This window comes from Pseudomonas sp. AM8 (assembly GCF_036346475.1).
Classification (GTDB): domain Bacteria; phylum Pseudomonadota; class Gammaproteobacteria; order Pseudomonadales; family Pseudomonadaceae; genus Aquipseudomonas; species Aquipseudomonas marginalis.
Window position 1 is genome coordinate 122,008 of the sequence record NZ_JAOTNX010000005.1, and the last position, 16,758, is coordinate 138,765.

Below are 16,758 nucleotides of genomic sequence, written 5' to 3' on the forward strand. Positions count from 1 at the left end.
CTGCGACTGTTCCTACACTTGCCAAACCCCACCGATTCTGGGAAAACCCCAGCCTTTACGCCTTCAACGAGAACCCCATGAGCCCCGACGAACTCCAGATCACCGACACCCGACCAGGCACCGGCAAAGCCGTGGTCAAGGGCGCACTGATCACCACTCAATACACCGGCACCCTGGAAGACGGTACGGTCTTCGATTCGTCCTGGGAGCGGGGCAAGCCGTTCCAGTGTGTGATCGGCACCGGGCGGGTGATCAAGGGCTGGGACCAGGGTTTGATGGGCATGCAGGTCGGCGGGGTGCGCAGGTTGTTTGTGCCGGCGCACCTTGCCTATGGCGAACGGTCGATGGGCGCGCATATCAAGCCCAACAGCAATCTGCGCTTTGAGATTGAGTTGTTGGAAGTGCTGACGCGGGACGATTAATTTCGCAAAAACCTGGCCCACCACCTCGTACGTAGCAGTTGCCGAGCGCAAGCGAGGCTGCGTTCGCGGTGTGTCAGACGAACCGCTGACGCAGCCTCGCTTGCGCTCGGCAGCTGCTACGGGATCTGGCGAACCTGCCACCTCACATTCAAGCATCGGCGGCTTCAGGATGGGGGTTCCTGAACCCTCCCTGAAGAATCCTCTTATTCACCATATGGAAACTTTCCTACGGTTTACTCTCCTTAAATCGGGGCGTAAGCTTCGCGCGTTTTCATCAATAGCGGAGACCCTCAGTGGGTACTTGTTCGAGTGACAGTTGTCGGCCGGTCTCGGTAACCGGCACATACTTGGCAAGATAACGCGCATTTTTTCGATGCCGTTGTCTCGCCACCTAGCGAGAAGCGGCATCCCGACAGCGGCCAGTCCTGGCCCCTGTGCGATCCCTCTCATCGACGCTGACCAGCACCCGGTTAACCTCGGGATGCTACGGACGCGCCTGCCTTTTGCGGCGGGCGGGCCGGGCTGACTGTGCCTATGAAGCGGGCGCGGTGGGACAGGCAGTACCTGCACGAAGGTTTTTTCCTCGCGCAGGAGTAACACACCATGAACCTCACTCTGTTGAAAGAGTTCTTCGCCGGCTTCCTGCGGACCCGGCATATCGCCCGGCATTTCCGCCGCCTGGCGATGCTCGAAACCGTCACCGATGCCAGCGTCAGCCGCGAAGTGCCGCCCACCCTGGCGCAAACCCTGGTGGTCGCGGCCAACAGCAGTGCCGTGCAATTGCTCGGTACGTTGGGCAGCCATGCCGAGGGCTTGAGCGGCCTGGAAGCCGACGCCCTGCGCGTGCAATACGGCCTCAATGAAGTCGAGCACGAGCAGCCGCTGCCGTGGTGGGTGCACCTGTGGCATTGCTACAAGAACCCGTTCAACCTGCTGCTGACCTTGCTGGCGGTGATCTCCTGGCTGACCGAGGACATGAAGGCCGCCACGGTGATTTTCTCCATGGTGGTGCTCTCGACGCTGCTGCGGTTCTGGCAGGAGGCCAAGTCCAACAAGGCAGCCGATGCGTTGAAAGCCATGGTGAGCAACACCGCCACGGTGCTGCGCCGGGATGATGCCAAGCGCATTGAATTGCCCATCAAGCAGTTGGTACCAGGCGACCTGATCGTGCTCTCGGCCGGGGACATGATCCCCGCCGACTGCCGCGTGCTCAACGCCAAGGACCTGTTCGTCAGCCAGGCGGCGATGACCGGGGAATCGATGCCGGTGGAGAAGTTCGCCCAGCAGCACGACACCAACACCCGCAACCCGCTGGACCTGGAGAACATCCTATTCATGGGCACCAACGTGGTGTCCGGCGCCGCGACGGCGGTGATTCTGACCACCGGCAACAGCACCTATTTCGGTGCGCTGGCCCAACGCGTGACGGCCACCGACCGTGCGACCACCTCGTTCCAGCACGGCGTCAACAAGGTCAGTTGGTTGTTGATCCGCTTTATGTTCGTGATGGCGCCGCTGGTGTTGTTCATCAACGGTTTCACCAAGGGTGACTGGACCGAAGCGCTGCTGTTCGCGCTGTCGATTGCCGTGGGCCTGACCCCGGAAATGCTGCCGATGATCGTCACGTCCACCCTGGCCAAGGGCGCGGTGTTCCTGTCGCGCAAGAAGGTCATCGTCAAGCGCCTGGATGCGATCCAGAACTTTGGCGCGATGGATGTGCTGTGCACCGACAAGACCGGCACCCTGACCCAGGACCGGATTTTCCTGGCGCGTCATGTGGACGTGTGGGGCGAGGAGTCCGACGACGTGCTGGAGATGGCTTACCTCAACAGCTACTACCAGACCGGCCTGAAAAACCTGCTGGACGTGGCGGTGCTCGAGCACGTGGAGGTGCATCGCGAACTGAAGGTCGGCACCGCGTTCCAGAAGGTGGATGAAATCCCGTTCGACTTCAACCGCCGCCGCATGTCGGTGGTAGTGGCCGAGCAGGGCCGGCCGCATCTGCTGATCTGCAAAGGTGCGGTGGAAGAGATCCTCTCGGTGTGCAACAGCGTGCGCCATGGCGAGGTCAACGAAGCGCTGACCGACGACCTGCTGGCGCGCATTCGCCAGGTCACTGCCGCGTTCAACGAAGAAGGCCTGCGGGTGGTGGCCGTGGCTGCGCAACCGATGGCCCCGGGGCGCGACACTTACAGCCTGGCGGATGAAAACAACCTCACGCTGATCGGCTATGTCGCATTTCTCGACCCGCCCAAGGAAAGCACTGCGCCCGCTCTCAAGGCGCTGAAAGCCCATGGTGTGGCGGTCAAAGTGCTGACCGGCGACAACGAGCTGGTCACCGCCAAGATCTGCCGCGAAGTGGGCCTGGAACAACAGGGCCTGTTGATGGGCAACGACATCGAGGACATGACCGACGCCCAACTGGCCAAGGCCGTGGAAACCACCAATGTGTTCGCCCGCCTGACGCCCAGCCACAAGGAACGCATCGTGCGCCTGCTCAAGGCCAACGGGCATGTGGTGGGCTTTATGGGGGACGGCATCAATGACGCACCGGCGCTGCGTACAGCAGACATTGGTATCTCTGTGGACAGCGCGGTGGATATCGCCAAGGAAGCCGCCGATATCATCCTGTTGGAAAAGAGCCTGATGATCCTGGAGGAGGGCGTACTGGAGGGCCGGCGCACCTTCGCCAATATGCTCAAGTACATCAAGATGACCGCCAGCTCCAACTTCGGCAACGTGTTCTCGGTGCTGGTGGCCAGCGCGTTTATCCCGTTTTTGCCGATGCTGCCGATGCACCTGCTGGTGCAAAACCTGCTGTATGACATCTCGCAGATCGCGATCCCGTTCGATAACGTCGACGAGGACATGCTCGCCAAACCCCAACGCTGGCAGCCGGGGGACGTGGGGCGGTTCATGCTGTTTTTCGGGCCGATCAGTTCGATTTTCGACATCACCACGTTCGCACTCATGTGGTATGTGTTCGATGCCAACACCCCTGACCACCAGACGCTGTTCCAGTCCGGCTGGTTCGTGGTGGGGCTGCTGACCCAGACGCTGATCGTGCACATGATCCGCACCCCGAAAATCCCGTTCCTGCAAAGCCGCGCGGCGATGCCGTTGATGGTGATGACCGCTGTGATCATGGCCGTGGGGATCTTCCTGCCGATGGGGCCGCTGGCGCATTACTTCAAATTGCAGGCGCTGCCGTCGCTGTACTTTGTGTTCCTGCCGGTGATCCTGCTGGCGTACATGGCGCTGACCCAGGCGGTGAAGGGCTACTACATCCGTAAGTTTGGCTGGCAGTGAACAGGGACGGTTTCCCATGCAAGCAATCGACAATATCAACCTCAACTCCCTGGTCGATACCCTGGTCAGCCTCACCGCCGCGTTTATCCTCGGTGGCCTGATCGGCTTCGAGCGCCAGTACCGCCAACGCACGGCGGGCCTGCGTACCAACGTACTGGTGGCGGTGGGGGCGGCGATTTTCGTCGACATGGCCAACCGTCTCGGCGGTGCGGAAGGCGCCGTGCGGGTGGTGGCGTATGTGGTGTCGGGCATCGGCTTTCTGGGGGCCGGTGTGATCATGCGCGAAGAAGGCAATGTGCGCGGTCTCAACACCGCCGCCACGCTCTGGGCGTCGGCAGCGGTGGGGGCGTGCGCCGGTGCCGACCTGGTCCTCGAGGCGTTGTTGGGCACGCTGTTTGTGCTGGCGGCCAATACGCTGCTGCGGCCCATCGTCAATAACATCAACCGCCAACCGCTGGATGTGGTGTCGGCGGAGGTCACCAACATCCTCTATGTGATTGCCCGGCGCACCCAGCAAACCGCGGTATTGGCGTTGCTGGAAGCCGAACTGGCGCGCTGTAACTACCCGGCCAGCGATGTCGATGTGCGGCCGTTCGGCACTGAGGAAGTTGAAATCGAAGCCACACTGGCGGTGACCTCGGTAGACGGTGACGAGTTGGACGCCCTGGTGACGCGAATTTCCCGGTCGACCCTGGTGGTACAGGCGTTCTGGAGCCCCAGCACCACCGAGTAGCTTATGGAGGACGCTGAGGAAAAGTCCTACATTTAGTCGAGATTATCCCTTCATTGGCAAAAACACGCGGTTGCTAAGGTTGCGCGCTTGCGCCTGTTCAGGAATCAAGGCGTGGCTTCACATGTTTACTGTGTTTTTCAAAAGGAGGGGCCTGTACTGCCTGAGGTGTTTGACCGAGTAATCAGTGCCGCTTGTCGGAACTGTTACTTTTCACAGGTAGTGGGGTCTCGAGTGATATGTAAGCGTACTGATCTTCCCAGGGGAGTCTTATGAGCAACAAAGCTTTAATCGTGGATGATCACCCTTTTATACGCGCCACCGTGAAGTATCTGTTGAGGCAGGAAGGCTTCGATACTATCTACGAAGCGGGTAATGGCGCTGATGCCATGCAGATTGCTCGCGAAGAACGTCCGGACCTGGTCATTCTCGACCTGGCGATGCCCAAGCTCGGTGGGTTGGAGGTGATCAGCCGGATCAAGGCGCTGGAGTTACCCTGCCGGATCCTGGTACTGACCTCGTATCTGGCGGTGTTTTTTTCCACTCGCTGCATGCGCGCCGGAGCGATGGGTTTTGTTGCCAAGACCGGTGAACTGGATGAGCTGCAAAAGGCGATCAGGGCGATCAGGTCCGGCTACAGTTGCTTCCCCAGCCTGCCCACCAGTTCGGTGCGTCGCGACGACCTGCAATCGACCGAGCAGGAGTTGGTGGAGGCGTTATCCGATCGCGAATTGACCGTGCTGCAGAAGCTGGCCCTGGGCCTGGGCAACAAGGATATTGCCGAGGACATGCTGTTGAGCCACAAGACTATCAGTACCTACAAGACGCGGCTCAAGGAGAAGTTGCGTATGTCGTCGGTGGTGCATCTGTCCAAGTTCGCCCAGCGCAATCATCTGATCTGAAATGCTCACCTCCCGGCGGGTGAAACGCGCGGCCATCCTGCTGATGGGGCTGTTGCCCTGGGCGGTGATGGCCTTGGAGGAATCCCACGATCTGAAACTGCTGGGTCACTCCACTCTTGAAAATCCCTCGGTGGTGTTGGACGAAGCCGACTGGCGCTGGCTACGCGAGCGCCGCACGCTCCTGATGGGGGTGTCGGCCCCCGACTACGCGCCCTTTGACTTGAGCAACAATGACGAGCTCGAGGGCATCACGGCCGATTTTGCGGCACTGGTTGCCCAGGCGCTGAATATCACCATCGACGTGAAGCGCTACGACACCCGTGATGAGGTGATCGAAGCCCTGAAGACCGGCGCCGTGGATTTTGTGGGATCGGCCAACGGGTTCGAGGCGGCCGACCCGGAGCTGGTGCTGTCCCGATCCTACGCCAATGACCAACCCGCGCTGGTGACGCGTGCGGGAGAAAACCAGGCGCTGAAGGCTGACCTTGCAGGCAAGCGCCTGGCGATGCTCTACCACTACATGCAGCCCGAGGCCGTCCAGGCCTTTTACCCCGATGCGCGATTGCACTTGTTTGCCTCGACCTTCGAAGCCATTGGCGCCGTGGCGTTCGGCCAGGCGGATGTGTACCTGGGCGACGCCATCAGCACCCGCTACCTGATCAACAAGAATCACCTTAATAACGTGCGTATGGCGGATTTCTCCGCATTGGAGGTCAACCCTTTCGGGTTCGCATTCGCCAAGGACAATACCCGCCTGTTGGGCATCATCAATAGCGCACTGGCCGCTGTTCCGGCCAACCAGCAGATGGAAATCCTGCGCCGTTGGGGTGCCGGCGGCAGCGGGTTCCTGGAGGCGGAGCAACTGCGCTTGAGCGCAAGTGAACAGCGCTGGCTGGAGAAGCACCCGCGGGTGAAAGTGGCGGTGCTCGATAAATTCGTGCCGTTGTCTTTTTTCAACGAACAAGAGCAATTCGAGGGATTGAGCTCCGAGGTTCTCTCGCGTATCAGTCTGCGTACGGGCTTGAGGTTTGATGTGGAACGGGGCAGTTCGCTGCCGCGGCAAATTGAACAGGCCAGTGCCGGTCGCGTGGACATGCTGGCGGTCGTCACCCCCAGTGTCGAGCGGTCCGAAAAGATCCGCTTTACTCGCCCTTATCTGTCCAGTCCCTATGTATTGGTGGTGCGCACCCACGACGAGCATCTGGTGACCCTGGAAGATATGCCTGGCAAACGCATGGCGCTTATTCGCGGCAACAGCCTGGCCGGGCAAATCAGCCGGGACTACCCAGGCATCGGGTTTGTCGACGTGGAGAACCCGGAGCAGGCCATGGAATTGGTGGTCAACGGCAGTGTCGATGCGACTGCGGTTTCACTGATGAGCGCGCGCTACATGATCGCCCGCAATTACCGCAAGCGGCTGCGCATCACCAGCACTGTCGGGAGTGAGCCTGCACGCATTGCCTTTGGGGTCAACCGCAGCCAACTGGAGCTGTACTCGATCCTCGACAAGGCGTTATTGAGCATTACTCCAGAAGAAATGGACGAGCTGACCAACCATTGGCGCAGCGAGATCATCATCGAAGACAACTACTGGATACGTCACCGCAACATCATCCTCCAGGGGTTTGGCTTGGCCGCGCTGCTGCTGCTGGTCACCCTGGGATGGGTGTTCTACCTGCGCAGCCTGATTCGCAAGCGCACCCAGGCCGAGCGTGCGTTGAGCGACCAGATGCGGTTCATGAGTGTGTTGATCGACGGCACGCCGCATCCGATCTATGTGCGCGATCGCCTGGGGCGCCTGATGGCCTGCAACAATGCCTACCTCGATGTGTTCGGCTTCAAGTTGGAAGACGTCATCGGTAAGACCGTGGTGGAAACCGACACGGGGAACCCGCCCCAGGCCCAGTCGTTCCATGCCGACTATTTGCGTTTGATGGCGTTGGGCGAGCCGCAGGTTCATGACCGCGTGCTCAAGGTGCCCGGCGGCGAGGTGTTGACCATCTACCAATGGATGCTCCCGTACCGTGACAGCAATGGCAGCGTGGTGGGCATGATCGCCGGTTGGGTGGATGTCAGCGAGCGCCAGCGCTTGCTGGGGCAGTTGCAGGAAGCCAAGGAGGAGGCCGACGCCGCAAACCGTGCCAAGACCACCTTCCTGGCGACCATGAGCCATGAGATCCGTACCCCTATGAATGCCGTGATCGGCATGATCGAACTGGCCCTGAAAAACGCCGAGCAGGGGGTGGCTGACCGCGATGCGCTGGAGGTTGCGTCGGTGGCGTCCCGGAGCATGCTGGAGTTGATCGGCGATATTCTCGACATTGCGCGAATCGAATCCGGCCACCTGTCCCTGAGCCTGGAACCGGCCAATCTGCACGAACTGCTGGCCTCAGTGGCGCGGGTGTTCGAGGGGCTGGCGCGGGACAAGGGCCTGGTGCTGCAGGTGGAACTCGACCCGTTGATCGACCGGCCGGTGCTGGTTGACCCGCTGCGCTTCAAGCAGGTGGTGTCCAATGTGTTGGGTAACGCGATCAAGTTTACCGCCTCCGGCCAGGTGCGCCTGGGCGCCCAGGGTGCACCGGTATTGACCGACGACCAGTTGCACCTGCGGTTGTGGGTGGAGGACACGGGTATTGGCATCAGTGCCGAAGATCAGCAGCGCTTGTTCAACCCTTTTATCCAGGGCAGCAACAACGAACAGCCGGCGCGAAGCGGATCGGGCCTGGGGTTGGTGATCAGTCGCAACCTGTGCGAGATGATGGGCGGTCAATTGCACTTGAGCAGTGTGCTGGGCAAGGGCACGCGGGTGGATGTGACGTTGACGCTGGCGCTGACCTCGGCCGTGCCTGCCAATGTACCGGTCCCCCACGTTCCGCCAGCGCGCGGGTTGAATATCCTGGTGGTGGATGACTACCCGGCCAACCGCTTGTTGCTGGCTCGACAGCTGAGTTTCCTGGGGCATCGCATCACCTTGGCCGAGGACGGCGCCCAAGGATTTTCACTGTGGCAGGCCGGGCATTTTGACGGCGTGATCACCGATTGCAATATGCCCTTCAAGGACGGTTACGCGTTGGCGCGTGATATTCGTGCACAGGAACGCCAGCGTGGGTTGGCGCCGTGCCTGATCCTCGGGTTCACCGCCAATGCCTTGCCGCAGGAAGCCGAACGCTGCCGGCAAGCAGGCATGGACGGTTGCCTGTTCAAGCCGACCGGGCTTGAGGACTTGCGCCTGGCCTTGGCGTCACGCACCGCCGACGTTTCAACGACTGAGGCTGGGATTACGTTTGACTTAAGCTCGCTGATCACGCTGACGGAGGGTGATAACGATGCTCTCGACGAGCTGCTGACGCCGTTGCTCGGCAGCCTCAACGAGGACTGTGCGCTGTTGCAGCCGCTGAAATCCCAGGCTGATTTCGCCAGGCTCCATGACCTGGCTCATCGGGTCAAAGGGGGCGCGCGTATGGTCAGGGCAAAGGCGTTGATCAACTGTTGCGAGATCCTGGAAAGCGTCTGTGAACGACGTGACAGCGGGGAACTGGGCGCTGCGGTAGCGGCGCTGGAAGAGGCCATCGAAGAGTTGCATCACAGCCTGGGCCGTTACCGCAATCGGGCTTGACCGCGGAATGTGGTCATTCGGTTGATTTGGGAGAACTCCTACAAGAAGGGGGAACATGCCTGATTTTGTCTTCGGGATATGTCTGGAAAATGGGCCTCGCTCACTGACGAGCGCTGCCTGCCCAGGGGTTTGCCATGCCGAACAAAGCACTGACCATCCTGATTGCCGATGAACAACACCTGCAACGGTTGTATATCGAAAAAATGCTCAATCAGTTGGGGTACCACCGGATCGTGCCGGTACAAACCTTCGAGGAAGTCCAGATACTCACGGCCATCCCGGCCGAACCCTTCGACGTGCTGATCATCAATGCGGGGCTGACGGCCCAGGCCTGTGGGCCCCAGCCCCAGGTGCGCCATGTATTGGTCTACGATCACCTGGATGTGGGGGCACACCCTGGCGTAACGCCGGCGGTGCTGGTGCGGCTGCCCGGCGTGCCGGACAACGTCAATCTCGAACACTTCATGGACATCATCGATCCCCCCGAGGCCACTGCCGGCCTGCGGGTGTTGCCATGGCTGCGCGAGTTATCCCGCACACCGGTGGCGGGGGTTTAGTCCCACTTCGGCGCGATGCCCTTGGGGCTGGTCAAGCGCTGGCCCCGTTCCAGCCCGGCAATGTGCGCCATGTCAGCAGCGCTCAAGGTCAGTTGCAGGGCCTTGAGGTTGGTTTGCAGGTTGGCACGCTTGGTTGAGGACGGGATGACCGCATAGCCCGATTGCATAGCCCAGGCCAGGGTCACTTGCGCCGGGGTGGCCTGATGACGCTCGGCGATCTGCTGGATCACCGGGTCCTTGAGCACTTCACCGTAGGCCAGGGTCATGTACGAGGTGATCTGGATACCGTTGGCGGTGGCGAAATCCACAACCTGCCGGTTTTGCAGATAAGGGTGCAATTCGATCTGGTTGGTGGCGATGTGCTCGGCACCCACGGCTGCGATGGCCTGTTTCATCAGGGCGATGGTGAAGTTGGAAACACCGATCTGGCGTGTCAGGCCCAGGCGTTTGGCTTCCAGCAACTGCTCCATGAATTCGGTGACGGGCACCTGGTCTTCCGGCGATGGCCAGTGGATCAGGGTCAGGTCCAGGTAATCGGTCTCGAGCTTGTGCAGGCTTTCCTTGAGGCTTGGGATCAGCCGGCCTTCAGCAAGATTGGCGATCCAGATCTTGCTGGTGATAAACAGCTCGTCCCGCGGGATGCCGCTGGCGGCGATGGTCCGGCCAACGTCCGCTTCATTCTCGTAGATCTGCGCGGTGTCGATGGCACGGTAGCCCAGTTCCAGGCCGGTGCTGACGGAATCGATCACCACCTGGCCTTGCAGGCGAAAGGTGCCGAGGCCGAAGGTGGGGACTTTTGGCGTGAGGGTAGACATCGGTAACTCCAATAGGGCCGTAGGCAATGGCGTTGAGTATCCCCTCGTCGTTGCTTCGGAAACACCGTCGACGCCGAAAAGGACTCTTGCCTGCACGTCACGAATGGCCTGTGTGCCGCAGGTTCTCATGAGGCGCTGTACCTGCGGCAGCAGCGCCTCGATCCATCAGCCTTAAGCGCGCAGCCGCTCGGCAGCCGCACGCAGCAACTGCTCGGTGGCGGTCCAGCCCAGGCAGCCATCGGTCACCGACACCCCGTATTTCATCGGCGGGCTCAATGGTTGGCAGCCTTCGAACAAATGGCTTTCGAGCATCATGCCGATCAGCGAGGTATCACCCTGCAAGCGCTGCTCCAACACATCGTTGAACACGGCCGGTTGGCGCAGCGGGTCCTTGTTGCTGTTGGCATGGCTGCAATCGACCATGATCCGCGGGGTGACCTTGGACTTGGCCAGGTCGTGTCTTACCCGCGCCACGCTCTGCACATCGTAGTTCGGCCCGTGATGCCCGCCGCGCAGCACCAGGTGGGTGTCGGGGTTGCCCGGGGTCTGGATGATCGCCGGATGGCCTTGGCTGTCGACGCCGAAGTGGCGGTGCGGGTGAGACGCCGAGCGCATGGCGTCACAGGCAATCGCGACGCCGCCATCGGTGCCGTTCTTGAAGCCCACGGGCATGCCCAGGCCGCTGGCCATCTCGCGGTGGATCTGCGACTCGGTGGTACGCGCGCCAATCGCCACCCAACTGAGCAGGTCATCGAAGTAGCCGGCGGCCATGGGTTGCAGCAGCTCGGTGGCGACCGGCAGGCCCAGGCGCAGCATTTCGCGCATCAGCTCGCGGGACAGGGTCAGGCCGGCGGCCATGTCATCGCTGCCATCCAGGCGAGGGTCGTAGGCCAGGCCTTTCCAGCCGATCGTCGTGCGGGGTTTTTCGACATAGGCGCGGATCACCAGCAGCATCTGGTCGCCGACGTCGAGGGCCAGCTTCTTCAGGTTGCGGGCGTATTCCATCGCCGATTCCGGATCATGGATCGAGCATGGACCGACGATGACCAGCAAGCGTGAATCTTCGCCATTGAGGATGGCGCGCACGGCTTGGCGGTGGGCGTGGATCTGTTCGTTGAGGAACGGGCTGAGGGGCAACTGGTGCTTGAGCTCAAGCGAGCTGGGCAGGCGCTGGGTCAGGGCTTCATTGGCACTGTTCAAGGCAGAGAGGGGCAGAGCGGCGACGGAGGAGTTCATATTCAAGGCTTCCTGGGCAAGCGGCGGGCTATTCCCGCGCGCTCGGCCTACTGGGTTGTTCGACAATTCGCCGTATCGGCGACGTGTGTTGGTTTGCCACCGATAGGTGACCGATCGGAGGCGGCAGGCTGTCCCGAGCGGAGCTGGCTAAATCGCCATGCAGTGCACATGTCGTAGCGGTAATAGGTGGCGTAGTTCATGTCGGGATTCCTTTAAGTGTTCTTGATCAAGTTGAAAAGTTTATGGAGACCTGAAAAAACAAAACCCCCGGTCGGGGAGCCGACCGGGGGTTAGATTTCTCTGGTAGGCGACCCCTTGGTAAGTGGGCGCCGATTTCAGGTATCAGGCGCGCCAGTGGCTAAACCAATACCCAAAATAAAAGCTGACCAGTGCGCTCGAACCGTTCACACGGGTAGCCGACACCGAGCGCTGGGCGCTGGCAGCAGGGCAAACCTGAGTGTGGGTGAGTTGCAACATGGTGTGTCTCCAAATGTATGGGGGAGCTTACTCGAGGCACGCAGGCAGATTCAATCAGTAATTTCTATTGCAGTGGGGGACTTACGGCTATGGGGGGAGTGCCGATATGCTGTTTGCACTTTGATACTGATTGCTTGGACGCGACCATGACTGCCTTCACTCTTGCTGCTGCTCAATCCATTTCCATCGCGGGCGATGTCCCGGCCAATATTGAACGGCACCTCGCATTTATGCGCGCGGCGGCGGAACAGGGTGTGCAATTACTGGTGTTCCCCGAGTTGTCGTTGACGGGGTATGAGCCGTCGCTGGCCGCTGAATTGGCGATTGCGCCGGGGGATAAGGTGCTGGCGCCCCTGCGCGAGATGGCGCGTGAGCTGCGACTGACGGCGGTGGTGGGGATGCCGATCCGACTGACGCCAGAGGCGGGCGTGCTGATCGGTGCGTTGGTGCTGGGAGCGGATGGCTCCCTGGCGGTCTACACCAAGCAGCATCTGCATGCCGGCGAAGAGGCTGTGTTTGTCCCAGGGCAGGGCGGTGCGGTCCTTGAACGTGGGGATGAGCGGATTGCGCTGGCGGTGTGCGCAGACTTTTCCCACGCCAGCCATCCCCGTGCCGCGGCGCGAGCGGGCGCCACGGTGTATGCCGCCGGGGTGTTGATCAGTGAGGGCGGCTACGCCACGGACAGTGCGCTGCTCCAAGGCTATGCCGTTGAACATGGCCTGCTGGTGTTGATGGCCAATCATGGCGGCCCGTCGGGTGGCTGGGCCTGCGCCGGTCGCAGTGCGATCTGGGCCGCCAATGGCCGTTTGCTTGCTGCTGTACTTGGCGTGGGGGATGCGTTGCTGATTGCCCGTCGCGATGGCGGGGGGTGGGTCAGCCACGTGATGGCTCTCTAATGGCTTTTCACATGCGCGCTGCAACGGACCAGGACCTTCCCTTTGCGCGGAAGTTGACCCACGAGGCCATGGCCCGCTACTACGTGCAGTACGGATTGTGGTGGTCCAACGACGGCTTTGATACGGCCTGGGCCGGTCGGGAAAACTGGCTGATTTGCCGGGACGACAGGGTCTTGGGTTTTATCAGCCTGAGCCGCGACAGCCGGGCCCTCTATATTCGCGAGTTGCATCTGCTCGAGGCGTATCGCGGGTTGGGCGCGGGTGGCTGGGTGTTGGAGCAGATGGCGCTCAAGGCGCAAACGTTGGGACTGTTGCGTTTGACCGTATTCAAGACCAACCCGGCCAGGAGGCTCTATCAGCGCATGGGGCTCAGCATCGTAGGTGAAGAAGACTGCTTCTGGCGTATGGAGCGTGTTTGTCGCTCAAGCTAAAACGTGCACCCACTCCTTATAAGCGCATACTGGCCTCAGGCGCCGACTTCCTGATCGTTGTTCAGGTCTCCCGTCTCAGCAAGGATGATCCCTTCTTTCATGCCCAAAAGGACCGCTACCTTATGGGCTTCCCCACGCCGTCCCTTTTTGCGCCCAGCGAGCACTTGATAGGTGGTTGCCGGATCTACGCCATGTTCACGGGCGAACGCTTGAACTGACTTTCCTTGATGTTCCAGCCAGGCCTTGGCTTGTGCAGCGGTACGGATTCCGGGCATAGTTCAAAACCGTTCAAGTTTGTTTAATAAGAGATGAATGTGTCACCTCTTGGGGTGTGCCAAATAGGATCATACATCCAAATGAGTGGAATCGGTTCGCGTTTACGGCAAGAAAGGGAGCGGCTTGGCCTGTCGCAAAAAGTGTTTGGTGAAATCGGCGGCGTTGAAGCCAACGCACAAGGTAAATATGAAAGTGGAGGGCGTGCGCCTAAAGCGGATTACCTGTCTCGTGTCGCCCAAAGAGGCGTGGATGTACTTTACGTGTTGACCGGTGCAGCCACGCCGATTCAATTGGAGAATCTGAGCCAGATTGAAGAGAAAGTCCTCGGGGACTATCGCGCAATGTTCAAGGAAGACCAGGCTGCGATCCGTCGCCTGACCTCGACGTTGGCCGAGCATTCGATTGCGATGAATGGAAAACCCAAGCCCCAGCCCCAGGATTCCTGACCCTTCGCCCAGCAAATTGAGCCATCCGCCGCCCGGCGGATGGCTGTCGCCCAATCAATCTCTCTCTATATGACGCGTGCTATTAGGTCTGTGCCTTGGTTTTTTGCTAAGGTGTTCAGCAACCTATAAGACCATTTCGCGAGGTGTCTGCTTGATTAGGGTGCTAGTAGTCGATGACCATGATCTCGTTCGTACAGGCATTACACGAATGCTGGCTGACATCGATGGCCTGCAAGTAGTCGGTCAGGCCGAGTCAGGCGAGGAATCCCTGATCAAGGCCCGGGAGTTGAAACCCGATGTGGTGTTGATGGACGTCAAGATGCCTGGCATCGGCGGTCTTGGCGCGACGACCAAATTGCTGCGCAGCCATCCGGACATCAAGGTCGTGGTGGTGACTGTGTGCGAGGAAGACCCGTTTCCGACACGCCTGCTGCAGGCTGGCGCTGCCGGCTACCTCACCAAAGGTGCGGGCCTGGCGGAAATGGTCCAGGCCATTCGCCTGGTGTTTGCCGGCCAGCGCTATATCAGCCCGCAGATCGCCCAGCAATTGGCTATCAAGTCCTTCCAGCCCACCAGCGACTCGCCGTTTGATGCGCTGTCGGAGCGGGAAATCCAGATTGCCCTTATGATCGTCGGTTGCCAGAAGGTACAGACGATCTCCGACAAGCTGTGCCTGTCGCCCAAGACCGTCAACACCTACCGCTATCGCATCTTCGAGAAGCTCGCCATCAGCAGTGATGTTGAATTGACCCTGCTCGCGGTGCGCCACGGCATGGTGGACGCCAGCGCCTGACATGACCACACCGTTTGATCCGAGTGCCTTTCTCTCAACCTGCAGTGGCCGCCCTGGCGTGTACCGCATGTTCGACAGCGAGGCGCGCCTGCTGTATGTCGGCAAAGCCAAAAACCTCAAGAATCGTCTGGCGAGCTACTTTCGCAAGACCGGTCTCGCGCCGAAAACCGCGGCCCTCGTGGCGCGTATCGCCCAGGTCGAAACCACCATCACCGCCAACGAAACCGAAGCGCTGCTGCTTGAGCAGACGCTGATCAAGGAATGGCGGCCGCCCTACAACATTCTGCTGCGTGACGATAAATCCTATCCCTATGTGTTTTTATCCGATGGCAACTTCCCACGCCTGAGCATTCACCGTGGGGCGAAGAAAGCGAAGGGCAAGTACTTCGGGCCTTATCCCAGCGCCGGGGCCATTCGGGAAAGCCTGAGCCTGCTGCAAAAAACCTTTTTTGTACGCCAGTGCGAAGACAGCTTCTATAAGAACCGCACCCGGCCCTGTCTCCAGTACCAGATCAAGCGCTGCAAAGCGCCCTGTGTGGGGTTGGTTGAGCCGGCCGAATACGCCGAGGATGTGCGCCATTCGGTGATGTTCCTCGAAGGGCGCAGCAATGCCCTCACCGATGAGCTTTCCACCGCCATGGAGCAGGCGGCCAGCACCCTGGATTTCGAACGGGCCGCCGAGCTGCGCGACCAGATTTCGCTGCTGCGCCGTGTCCAGGACCAGCAAAGCATGGAAGGTGGCACCGGCGACGTCGACGTGATCGCGGCCTTCGTCAATCCGGGCGGTGCCTGTGTGCACCTGATCAGCGTGCGCGGTGGGCGAGTGCTGGGCAGCAAGAACTTCTTTCCGCAGACCGGTATTGATGAGGAGGTCGCCGAAGTCATGGCCGCTTTCCTGGGCCAATACTACGTGAGCAGCCCCGAGCGCGACCTGCCGTCGGAGTTGATCGTCAATGTGGTGCACGAAGACTTCCCCGCGTTGATCGAAGCCATCCACGAACTGCGCGGCCGCGAGCTGGACATCAGCCACCGCGTGCGTGGCACCCGCGCACGCTGGCAGCAACTGGCGGTGACTAACGCCGAGCAAGCCCTGAGCGCGCGCCTGGCCAACCGACAGCACGTCGCCGCACGCTTTGACGCCCTGGCTGAAGTCCTTAACCTGGAAGAGCCGCCCCAGCGCCTGGAGTGCTACGACATCAGCCACTCCAGTGGCGAGGCCACGGTGGCATCCTGCGTGGTGTTCGGGCCGGAAGGGCCGATCAAGTCCGATTACCGGCGCTACAACATCGAAGGCGTCACTGCCGGCGATGACTACGCCGCCATGCACCAGGCCCTCACGCGCCGCTTCAGTAAGTTGAAGGATGGCGAGGGCAAGTTGCCGGATATCCTCCTGGTCGACGGCGGCAAGGGCCAGCTGTCCATGGCCCGCGACGTGCTCAATGAGCTGGCGGTGCCTGACCTGATCCTGTTGGGCGTGGCCAAGGGAACGACGCGCAAGGCGGGTTTCGAGACGTTGTACTTGAATGATGCCGCCCATGAGTTCACTTTGAAGGGCGACTCACCCGCGTTGCATTTGATTCAACAGATTCGCGACGAAGCCCACCGTTTCGCCATTACCGGCCACCGCGCCCGCCGTGGCAAAACCCGGCGAACCTCAACCCTGGAAGGGGTGGCAGGGGTTGGCCCGACGCGGCGTCGCGACTTGCTTAAACATTTTGGTGGCTTGCAGGAGCTGTCCCGTGCCAGCATTGACGAGATAGCCAAAGCACCCGGTATCAGTAAAAAGCTCGCTGAGCTGATTTATGCGAATCTGCATAGCGAATAGAATGCCTTTCCACCTCGTAGCCAGTTG

15 protein-coding genes are annotated in these 16,758 nt (G+C 60.6%); 11 read left to right on the plus strand and 4 right to left on the minus strand.

The window, feature by feature from the left end:
- Positions 1-77 precede the first annotated feature (77 nt).
- The 6 genes from V3W40_RS14270 to V3W40_RS14295 all read left to right on the plus strand — a co-directional run bounded on the left by V3W40_RS14270 (position 78) and on the right by V3W40_RS14295 (position 9,536).
- Positions 78-422 (plus strand): FKBP-type peptidyl-prolyl cis-trans isomerase, encoded by a 345-nt coding sequence (locus tag V3W40_RS14270; protein ID WP_065926228.1) that lies wholly within the window; start codon positions 78-80, stop codon positions 420-422.
- 603 nt (positions 423-1,025) lie between these two features.
- Positions 1,026-3,731 (plus strand): magnesium-translocating P-type ATPase, encoded by a 2,706-nt coding sequence (gene mgtA / locus V3W40_RS14275; RefSeq protein ID WP_330215196.1) that lies wholly within the window; start codon positions 1,026-1,028, stop codon positions 3,729-3,731.
- Between the two features lie 16 nt (positions 3,732-3,747).
- Positions 3,748-4,464 carry an MgtC/SapB family protein gene (locus tag V3W40_RS14280; protein WP_092488418.1) on the plus strand — a complete coding sequence of 239 codons (717 nt, stop codon included), beginning with the start codon at positions 3,748-3,750 and terminating at the stop codon, positions 4,462-4,464.
- Positions 4,465-4,733: 269 nt separating this feature from the next.
- Entirely contained in the window at positions 4,734-5,363 is a 630-nt protein-coding gene (locus tag V3W40_RS14285) for a response regulator transcription factor (RefSeq protein ID WP_027603197.1), read from the plus strand.
- 1 nt (position 5,364) lies between these two features.
- Entirely contained in the window at positions 5,365-8,979 is a 3,615-nt protein-coding gene (locus V3W40_RS14290; RefSeq protein ID WP_330215197.1) for a transporter substrate-binding domain-containing protein, read from the plus strand.
- Positions 8,980-9,113: 134 nt separating this feature from the next.
- Positions 9,114-9,536 carry a chemotaxis protein CheY gene (locus V3W40_RS14295; protein WP_065926224.1) on the plus strand — a complete coding sequence of 141 codons (423 nt, stop codon included), beginning with the start codon at positions 9,114-9,116 and terminating at the stop codon, positions 9,534-9,536.
- Here the strand turns inward: V3W40_RS14295 and dkgB are convergent.
- From dkgB to V3W40_RS14310, 3 genes are all read right to left on the minus strand, one after another.
- Positions 9,533-10,351: a 2,5-didehydrogluconate reductase DkgB gene (dkgB, locus tag V3W40_RS14300; RefSeq protein WP_141605970.1), complete on the minus strand. Its 819-nt coding sequence runs from the start codon at positions 10,349-10,351 to the stop codon at positions 9,533-9,535. The genes V3W40_RS14295 and dkgB overlap by 4 nt on opposite strands.
- 171 nt (positions 10,352-10,522) lie before the next feature.
- Positions 10,523-11,587 (minus strand): 3-deoxy-7-phosphoheptulonate synthase, encoded by a 1,065-nt coding sequence (locus tag V3W40_RS14305; RefSeq protein ID WP_065926222.1) that lies wholly within the window; start codon positions 11,585-11,587, stop codon positions 10,523-10,525.
- Between the two features lie 342 nt (positions 11,588-11,929).
- A complete protein-coding gene (locus V3W40_RS14310; RefSeq protein ID WP_256585361.1) occupies positions 11,930-12,064 on the minus strand; it encodes a hypothetical protein in 135 nt (44 codons plus the stop codon).
- Positions 12,065-12,210: 146 nt separating this feature from the next.
- Here V3W40_RS14310 and V3W40_RS14315 point away from each other — a divergent pair, with 146 nt between their 5' ends.
- Positions 12,211-12,960, plus strand: a complete 750-nt coding sequence (locus V3W40_RS14315) for a carbon-nitrogen hydrolase family protein (RefSeq protein WP_330215198.1) — start codon at positions 12,211-12,213, stop codon at positions 12,958-12,960.
- Positions 12,960-13,391: a GNAT family N-acetyltransferase gene (locus V3W40_RS14320; RefSeq protein ID WP_330215199.1), complete on the plus strand. Its 432-nt coding sequence runs from the start codon at positions 12,960-12,962 to the stop codon at positions 13,389-13,391. Before V3W40_RS14315 ends, V3W40_RS14320 begins: the two co-directional genes overlap by 1 nt.
- A 35-nt stretch (positions 13,392-13,426) precedes the next feature.
- On the opposite strand, the gene V3W40_RS14325 is transcribed toward V3W40_RS14320, so the two are convergent.
- Positions 13,427-13,666 carry a DNA-binding protein gene (locus tag V3W40_RS14325; protein ID WP_065947535.1) on the minus strand — a complete coding sequence of 80 codons (240 nt, stop codon included), beginning with the start codon at positions 13,664-13,666 and terminating at the stop codon, positions 13,427-13,429.
- 81 nt (positions 13,667-13,747) lie between these two features.
- Between V3W40_RS14325 and V3W40_RS14330 the strand changes: the two genes are divergently transcribed.
- The 3 genes from V3W40_RS14330 (at position 13,748) to uvrC (ending at position 16,731) form a co-directional block, all read left to right on the plus strand.
- Positions 13,748-14,113: a helix-turn-helix domain-containing protein gene (locus V3W40_RS14330; RefSeq protein WP_065947534.1), complete on the plus strand. Its 366-nt coding sequence runs from the start codon at positions 13,748-13,750 to the stop codon at positions 14,111-14,113.
- 151 nt (positions 14,114-14,264) lie between these two features.
- On the plus strand, positions 14,265-14,906 hold the full coding sequence (gene gacA, locus V3W40_RS14335; RefSeq protein ID WP_003190387.1) for a response regulator transcription factor GacA: 642 nt from the start codon (positions 14,265-14,267) through the stop codon (positions 14,904-14,906).
- A 1-nt stretch (position 14,907) separates the two neighbouring features.
- On the plus strand, positions 14,908-16,731 hold the full coding sequence (gene uvrC / locus V3W40_RS14340) for an excinuclease ABC subunit UvrC (protein ID WP_065926219.1): 1,824 nt from the start codon (positions 14,908-14,910) through the stop codon (positions 16,729-16,731).
- Positions 16,732-16,758: the final 27 nt, after the last annotated feature.

What these genes read in the sequence shown, in the direction of transcription:
- V3W40_RS14305 (WP_065926222.1), bottom strand. Translation starts at nt 11,587, where the DNA reads ATGAACTCCTCCGTCGCCGCTCTGCCCCTCTCTGCCTTGAACAGTGCC.
- V3W40_RS14295 (WP_065926224.1), top strand. Translation starts at nt 9,114, where the DNA reads ATGCCGAACAAAGCACTGACCATCCTGATTGCCGATGAACAACACCTG.
- uvrC (WP_065926219.1), top strand. Translation starts at nt 14,908, where the DNA reads ATGACCACACCGTTTGATCCGAGTGCCTTTCTCTCAACCTGCAGTGGC.
- V3W40_RS14290 (WP_330215197.1), top strand. Translation starts at nt 5,365, where the DNA reads ATGCTCACCTCCCGGCGGGTGAAACGCGCGGCCATCCTGCTGATGGGG.
- V3W40_RS14325 (WP_065947535.1), bottom strand. Translation starts at nt 13,666, where the DNA reads ATGCCCGGAATCCGTACCGCTGCACAAGCCAAGGCCTGGCTGGAACAT.
- V3W40_RS14320 (WP_330215199.1), top strand. Translation starts at nt 12,960, where the DNA reads ATGGCTTTTCACATGCGCGCTGCAACGGACCAGGACCTTCCCTTTGCG.
- dkgB (WP_141605970.1), bottom strand. Translation starts at nt 10,351, where the DNA reads ATGTCTACCCTCACGCCAAAAGTCCCCACCTTCGGCCTCGGCACCTTT.
- V3W40_RS14285 (WP_027603197.1), top strand. Translation starts at nt 4,734, where the DNA reads ATGAGCAACAAAGCTTTAATCGTGGATGATCACCCTTTTATACGCGCC.
- V3W40_RS14280 (WP_092488418.1), top strand. Translation starts at nt 3,748, where the DNA reads ATGCAAGCAATCGACAATATCAACCTCAACTCCCTGGTCGATACCCTG.
- mgtA (WP_330215196.1), top strand. Translation starts at nt 1,026, where the DNA reads ATGAACCTCACTCTGTTGAAAGAGTTCTTCGCCGGCTTCCTGCGGACC.
- V3W40_RS14315 (WP_330215198.1), top strand. Translation starts at nt 12,211, where the DNA reads ATGACTGCCTTCACTCTTGCTGCTGCTCAATCCATTTCCATCGCGGGC.
- V3W40_RS14270 (WP_065926228.1), top strand. Translation starts at nt 78, where the DNA reads ATGAGCCCCGACGAACTCCAGATCACCGACACCCGACCAGGCACCGGC.
- V3W40_RS14330 (WP_065947534.1), top strand. Translation starts at nt 13,748, where the DNA reads ATGAGTGGAATCGGTTCGCGTTTACGGCAAGAAAGGGAGCGGCTTGGC.
- V3W40_RS14310 (WP_256585361.1), bottom strand. Translation starts at nt 12,064, where the DNA reads ATGTTGCAACTCACCCACACTCAGGTTTGCCCTGCTGCCAGCGCCCAG.